Annotated in this window: 4 protein-coding genes and 2 pseudogenes; all 6 read right to left on the bottom strand. The window is 57.4% G+C overall.

Going from position 1 to position 6,868, the window contains the following annotated elements; all coding sequences use genetic code 11:
* Window positions 1-131: 131 nt before the first annotated feature.
* Window positions 132-1,073: an ArdC family protein gene (locus tag ACGYK7_RS18840; protein ID WP_276154156.1), complete on the bottom strand. Its 942-nt coding sequence runs from the start codon at window positions 1,071-1,073 to the stop codon at window positions 132-134.
* Window positions 1,074-1,113: 40 nt separating this feature from the next.
* Window positions 1,114-1,589 (bottom strand): annotated as a pseudogene (locus tag ACGYK7_RS18835) (hypothetical protein).
* A 1,217-nt stretch (window positions 1,590-2,806) separates the two neighbouring features.
* Window positions 2,807-4,018, bottom strand: coding sequence for a plasmid replication protein RepC (gene repC, locus ACGYK7_RS18830; protein WP_276154157.1), 1,212 nt, complete (start codon window positions 4,016-4,018; stop codon window positions 2,807-2,809).
* A 213-nt stretch (window positions 4,019-4,231) separates the two neighbouring features.
* Window positions 4,232-5,161, bottom strand: a complete 930-nt coding sequence (repB, locus tag ACGYK7_RS18825; protein WP_394403921.1) for a plasmid partitioning protein RepB — start codon at window positions 5,159-5,161, stop codon at window positions 4,232-4,234.
* Window positions 5,145-6,338 carry a plasmid partitioning protein RepA gene (gene repA, locus ACGYK7_RS18820; RefSeq protein ID WP_058243484.1) on the bottom strand — a complete coding sequence of 398 codons (1,194 nt, stop codon included), beginning with the start codon at window positions 6,336-6,338 and terminating at the stop codon, window positions 5,145-5,147. The genes repB and repA overlap by 17 nt, the downstream gene beginning before the upstream one ends.
* Window positions 6,339-6,472: 134 nt before the next feature.
* Window positions 6,473-6,868: pseudogene (locus ACGYK7_RS18815) on the bottom strand (recombinase family protein); the annotation flags it as partial.

The raw sequence follows: 6,868 nt of genomic DNA, 5'->3' as shown, positions 1-6,868 counted from the left end.
TTTGAGTTCGCGCCGGTCCGCGAAACGGCAAACTGTCCGGGGGACAGTTTGAGGCAAGAACGGGCGGAGCCCGGCCAGCCGCAGCGTCTTGGGTTCCTTGCGAGACATGCGAGTCTCCGTTCTCCGTGTGGTCAGGCGGCCTCGGCGCTGCGCCCTGCCCTGCCGGCCTCCGACCGTGCGATCAGGTAGTCGCAGGCGCGCTGCGCATCAGCGGCGTGCTTAAAGATCGCGCCCTTGTCCGACCGAAGAACGCGCAACCAGTTGTGAAGGTAGGCAGCATTCATCTCGAGCGTATGCGCCGTAAAGCCAAGTTCCTGACCCAGGAACACCGAGGTCAATTCCGCGACGATCTCCTCGCGCGCATAGGACGTGTTGCCAAACTTCGAGAACCCGAAATCACGGTTCAGTCGATGGGGGGCTTTCGTGGCATGGGCCAGCTCATGGGCCCAGACCCCGTAGAAATTGCGCGGATCCTGGAACCGCGTGATGGACGGCATGTAGACCTTGTCCACGGGCGGCAAATAGTACGCTTCTGTTCCTGTGAAGACGGTCGTGATGTCGATGGCGTCAAAAAACGCCTGCATGTGCGGGATGGGCTCGGACGGAGGATGCTCAAGCACCGGGTCCGGCTCGGGATGGAAGCTATCCGGCAAACCCTCGATCTGGCAGGCATTGAACACGCGGTAGGATTTCTGGAAGCGGAATATACGGGCTTCCTCGGAGTGATCATCCTCGTCACTGCGGTCATGCTCATCTGCGCCCGCGTCTTTCCGGCTTTGACCGTAATAAACGACGACAGAGGATTTTTCGCCCTTGCGGACCTTTGCGTCCAACGCATTGGCTTGCGGCAGCGTCATCCAGAAGGGAGAGCTGTGGCCCGCCATCACGGTCCGCATCGTCAGCAGGAAGTTGTTCACTCCCCGGTAGGGTTCACCGCCCACGCGCAAGGGTCTGGAGCTACCGCCAGCCGTCCAGGGCTTGCGCCAAGGCAGAACGCCGCGCTCGATGATACGGATGATTTCGTTGGTGATGAACTCGGAGGCATCGAATTTGGGCGTGCGGGATCGGGCCATGGCTGGCGTCCTTTCGAGTTTTGGTGAGAGGGAATGGAGATCAGATTGACCGACGGGGCCGCGGATCGTTGGTGATGCTGGCACCTAGCTTTTCGACCATGTCGATGTAGGTGGTCAGCGAGACGGACCTGCCGGCACCCGAACGGTCCGGGTCGACCGAACCGTCCCGCGTAACTTGCGGCAGGTTCGCGAAGGCGATGACATTGGTGACGGGTCGAATGTCGATGGCGGGTGTCCCTAGTGCGACCGCAAGCACGGCCAGGGGGAAGCGCTCGATAGGCGCGAGAGTCGACACGGTGGTCCAACCGAGATGGATGAACGTCCCACCATCCCCGCAGATCACATGCGCGTTTGGCACTGCCTGAGATAGCCGAGATCGCGGAGAACGGCTTTCCGCTCGAGCTGCCGTGCCAGCTCCGTCTCGCCGGTTCGACGCAGCTTTCTATGCCGCCACCAAGAGGCAGCGGTCGCGCGCAGCACGCGCAAGACACCTGTTTGCATGGGAATGCCCTTCATCCGGAATGGCAGACCGGAACTCGGCCCGGACCCATCCGAGGCACCCCAAAGGCCCTCATCCGTCAGTCACAAAACCCGAAGAACACTTTTACTTTTCGTGGACCAAACCCATTAAACACCCAACCTCCACCGAACTGTACTGGCACGACGGGATCAGAACTTCCACAGGGCCTATCGGCTAGACCTGTGGCGGTTTCTTCGTCACGAGATAGCCCAGACCGTTCAATCGGCCCGCAACTGCCAACTTCTGCGTAGAGCGTGCTGATTCTTCGTAGAGCGTGCTGATCCTTTGGCTTCCCGTCGATGTAGCGGATCGGCATCCTGGAAAGGGAAGCCACTTCGATGAAGGCTATTATGGGCATGATTTCTCGTCGCGAATACCAGAACGCAATAACCTATTGTTATTAAATTGTTTTCCGTTATCGGGCGGATCAGATCAGTCCGCGGCCAACATCAAAACACTCTTTTGAAGAGTTCGGGTGGCATGAAATCAAGAGATTAAGTTGCAACCGCTGTTCTGCGATGTCCTCGTCGTCCACTACGACCAAATCAGCGAAACGCGGGACCGCTGGCAACCAGCTGCTGCGCTTGAGGAGCCGATTGACTCGCTGGCTGTGTCGCCATTATCGAAGTGACTGAGAAGTTACCGGCTCCCCGCGCGCGGGAATTCGAGGATCGTGCCCTTGGTCAAACGGTTTTGGCAACTATCGATCGTCTGCTCCTTGTGCGCTACGGCCCGTAGCCGCGATATCATGCAACAGACATCCATAACCTACCTCTCAGGCATTAGCACCCATGAAGGCCAAGGGAACATCCGAGGCCAGGACCCAAATCGCCGTCAGCAGGCGCCGGATAGCGTTGAGCCAATTGTTGAGGGTATTCATCATCAGATCACAGACATCGAAAAGGGCAGGGGCCGCGGAGGCGCGCAACTGCTAGATTGGCTACAGCGCAACGCTCTGTATGTTCTTCGCTAGCTGCCTTTGCGCTACTAGCAGCGATGGTCACCAGCTGAGGTTTTACCATGATGATCGGGATGCCCTCGTCATCAGATCTTCGCCGCGACGAAAAGCGAAAGCCACTTTCACGATTTCAAATACCGCCACACCTCAACCCCCCAACTTTTCTCTCTCGAACACCGTTTGTGTGCCGAGAGCCTACTTAACAGCTGTTAAGTTATGCCAAGCCAGCCGCAGCAGATCGGAGTTTAACAGCTGTTAAGCCGCGTTCCGCCCGCCAATCAATGCCATGACCATTGGGCCGCAGGAAAACTCGTTTGCCGCAGCTTTAGCAGTCAGAGCTCGCAAGTATCCACCAGGCGATCTTATGTCCGCGAAGCGTTCCAGCATGGCAGCAACGACGATCGACGCTTGCTCCGGACCCATGAACCGCTGTGCTTCTTCCCATGCAGACGCACTGATGCCCATGGCTGGCCGCACATGGCACGCCGCATCGAAGAGCTGATGCCAATGCCGGATCTCACCTTGGTAGAAGGTCTTGAGCGAGGGACATGCCGCGATCACTAGGTGCAGCGGGATCTTTGGCATGTGTCTTGTGTCCTGTTCATCAACGTCAGCCACCGGCTCATTCGTATCCACATCTGGCACACCCGCCGCTGCCCCGCTTTTTTCTAAAGCAGGTTCAAGATCTATGGATTCTTTTTTTGAATTATGATGGTGACGCTCAGATTGGGCATCATTGGTGTTCATTTCTTCTGTTTCAGGGCCATCAATGACGTTGCGTGCCTGGTCAAGGAGAGCTTCAAGGTCGGCTCGATAGGCCGCGAGGTCCTCAACTGAAAGCTTGCGGCGGAGCGCGCGAGCCGTGAGGGCAGCTTTGTCGCGAAGCTGATCCCAGAAGCCTAGGCCTGGCTGCATCTCGTCTCCGAACTCGGCGAGGGCCGCGAGATCGCGGCGCATGAGGCTTACGACCTCTCTCAGGCGCCTGACGCGCTCCTCAGCCTCACGTACGGCCTCTGCGGTCCGTGCTATCTCCTCAGACTGGCAGTAGAGAGGGGAAAGATCGAAGCCAAAGGCAACGCGGTCTTCGCCGTGCTTACGGACGTAGCGCTTCCCATTGGGGCTATCGCGCCGCTGGAGCAAGCCAGCCTCGACAAGACGCGCGAGGTGACGACGCATCGTGGAGCAGGGCATACCATTCAAGCGCTCACATATCGCCTTGTTCGAGGGGAAGACGACCATCTCGGCGTTCCCGCCAAGCGCATCGTCCGGAAAGAAGCTGAGGAGCCCCTGCAAAACCGTCAGATCACGTTCCGAGACCCCAAAGGCCGCTTGCGCCTTGGAGAGCTCGCGCAGGAGTTCCCACTTGTTAACGGGTCTGGCTGGAACAGATGCCTCGGGTCGCTCAATGACGCGCAAATGGGCGTGCGATATCGGCCGCATAAACGGCGAGATTGGTGTGTACTCCATGAAAATGTCCACGAAGACAAAAATTCTAGGGCCCGCGAATCGCTTTGCGCTTGCGGGGTAGGGGCCAGAACGCTACATTCAGAAGTGCGAAAACTGAGATTTTGTAGCGGTCTGATCCCGGTGCGAAACCTTACAAAGGTCTCGTGAAGCTAGCTTCTCGGGGCCTTTTTCTTTTTGCCTGTATCGTGCCTCCTTCTTGTTGGTTGCTCTTCCTCAGTCTCCTGAACGCTTCCAGCGCTCATGAAGCTCGGTAATCAGCTTTGGGGCGTTGCCCTCCAACCAGGTGATAAAATCAGGTTCATCCGTAGTTAGATCAAGTTTGAGCTGCTTGCCTTGGCGGCCGGTTTTGACCGTCGCAGCTCCAACACCGGGGATGGCCAAAGCAGGCGCACCCTTTCTAGACGGGCTTGCTTTCCTCTCTGTGCTCTTCGCAGCTGCCAGAACTGCGAGAAACGCACGCTCAGAAACCTCATCGACCGAGCCGGAACTTCCGGACTTGGCTGCATGAGCTATGGCTAGCAGCTGGTCCCGATCACCGTCGTAGGCACCCAAAGCCTTTTTGAGCTCTTCCCATCTCGGGCGACCAATCCCAGGAGCTGCACCAATCGCCTGGATGAGATCCTCGCCGACCGTCCGAACGACACTCAAGAGCTGTGAAACTCCAGCTTCGTGGAGGTTAAGGACTTCGGCGACACCACGATTGGTGCGCTCAGCCCCTTCCAAATGGTCGCCGTCTAGAAGCGCCGTCGCTACAAGCGCACGTTCAATAAAGCTCAGATCACGACGCTCTTGGTTCTCGAGAAGCTGATCTCGAAGCGCTTGATCACCTTCAACCTCTGTGACGATGGCTCGAACTTTGATACCGAGTTCGCGACATGCTTCCAAGCGTCTGCGGCCATAGATCAGGTTGTAGCGATCGGCTTCCAGTGGGCGGACCAAGACAGGCACACGCTGACCGTTCTTGGAAATAGAGTTCTTCAGGCCCTCAACTTCAATCTGTAGTCTGTCATCCAACCGTCCTTCGGTAACAATCTGCGCCGGATCGATCTCAAAAACACCGCCACGCAGTCTGCGCCCTTCAAGAGCGTCAGGAGCGTTGCGAAGGGTCTGCAGCGGCAGGCCAAGTTTAGGCTTTCTTGCCATTCCGCCCCCATGTGTTCTGGATGATTTCAGCGATTTCATCGTTCACTGCGTTCATAGATTCGATCGCACGATCAAACGTCTGACGCGTGAAGTCCTTCTTGTCAGCTTCGTAGAGCGTTTGCTTGGTCAAGCCGGCATCAGAAATTGCGGTCGACTCAACCATGTGATTGGTCAGGACCGACCTCCCAAAGAGCCCGCGAATGAAGGCGATGACTTCGGTCTGTGGTGCGTCGCCGACTTTGTATCGCGTTGGCAAGAAGCGAAGCCAATCGAAGCGCAGATTTGCGCCTGCATCCCTGATTACTCCAAGGAGATCCGCAGTCATTCGCAGGAATTGGGACATCGACATAAGGTCAAGCATCTGCGGGTGAACCGTCACGAGCACACCCGAGGACGCGGAAAGTGCTGACATCGTCAAGAAACCAAGTTGCGGCGGACAGTCGATCACAACAACGTCGTAGTTCGCTTCAACACTATCGAGTGCGTCATGAACTCTCGCGAAGAACGCCTTCGCTCCGCCTCGCTGGATCGCAGCAGGCGTCTCGTGCTCGAACTCCATGAGTTCAAGGTTGCCCGGGATCAGATCAAGGCCGCGGATGTAGGTCTTGCGGATCACTTCGGCGATCGGAACCGGATCGTCATAGCGAACGGCATCATAGAGGGTTCCGCCCTCCATGAGGTCGAGTTCTGGCTGGATTCCGTGAAGAGCCGAAAGAGATGCTTGGGGGTCAAGATCGATCGCAAGAACCCTGTACCCCTTGAGCGCCAAGCGCTGAGCGAGGTGAGCGGACGTCGTCGTTTTGCCAGATCCGCCCTTAAAGTTCACCACTGAAATGACTTGAAGCTCGTCACTGTCGCGACGACCAGGCACGTAAGTTCCAGACTTTTTTGCGTTTCCTTCAAGCGTCTGCCGGATTTCCCAGATATCGTCGAGCGTATAGCGACGATGACTTCCAGCCGTCGTCTCGACATCGACGATCTTTCCTTCTCGATGAAGCTTCCGAAGATAGGTATGGTCGACGCCAAGGAGCTCAGCAGCTTCTCCGCTGGTCAAAGTGCGCATCACCTTCTTTGCATCTGGTGGGAAGTGTGCAGCGCGCTGAGCATGCAGGTTCGACGCGAGAAGTTCCGCGTAGTGCCCGATGGCGATATCTAGATCCTGTTCTGCTTCGCTCATGTGTGCCCCGACCCGTGGGCGCGTTTTTTATGTGACCGCGCGTTATTTTTCGAGACTATTGCCCGAGCAGCCAGATTCGTGCAAGCACTTTCTAGATTTGGTGGCAATCCGTTAGGCCAACACAAGTGTCGTGTTCAAAGGAGCCCCAACTTTTCCGCACGCTTAAGCAGCATTTTGACCGAAGACGGCTGCCAGCTTGCACGACCCCGAGGGGTGCGCTCACGCATCGATTCCAGCCGGTCGCAGATCGCCTGCAGTGTGATTTCGGGGTCCGCGCCTTTGATCGCTGCCACGATGGCCGGCAGGCGGTCATCGGTTTCGCGGCGTCCGGCGCGGCTAAGCACTGCATCTGGTACAAACCCGTCGCGGACATAGGCTTTCACAGCACGGAGTAGGCGGCTTTGGGTCCAGTGCCGGTCGTGGGGCAGGGGGCCATTAATGATTCGCAAAACATCTTCCCAGGCCATATCCGGCCGCAGGCGGCGCACATGTGGCACCCAATCCTGCGCGGTTTCGTTCAGGCGCTCCAT

This window comes from Sulfitobacter sp. 1A15299, from assembly GCF_043556915.1.
Classification (GTDB): Bacteria; Pseudomonadota; Alphaproteobacteria; order Rhodobacterales; family Rhodobacteraceae; genus Sulfitobacter.
This window is presented reverse-complemented; position numbering and strand designations above follow the sequence as displayed.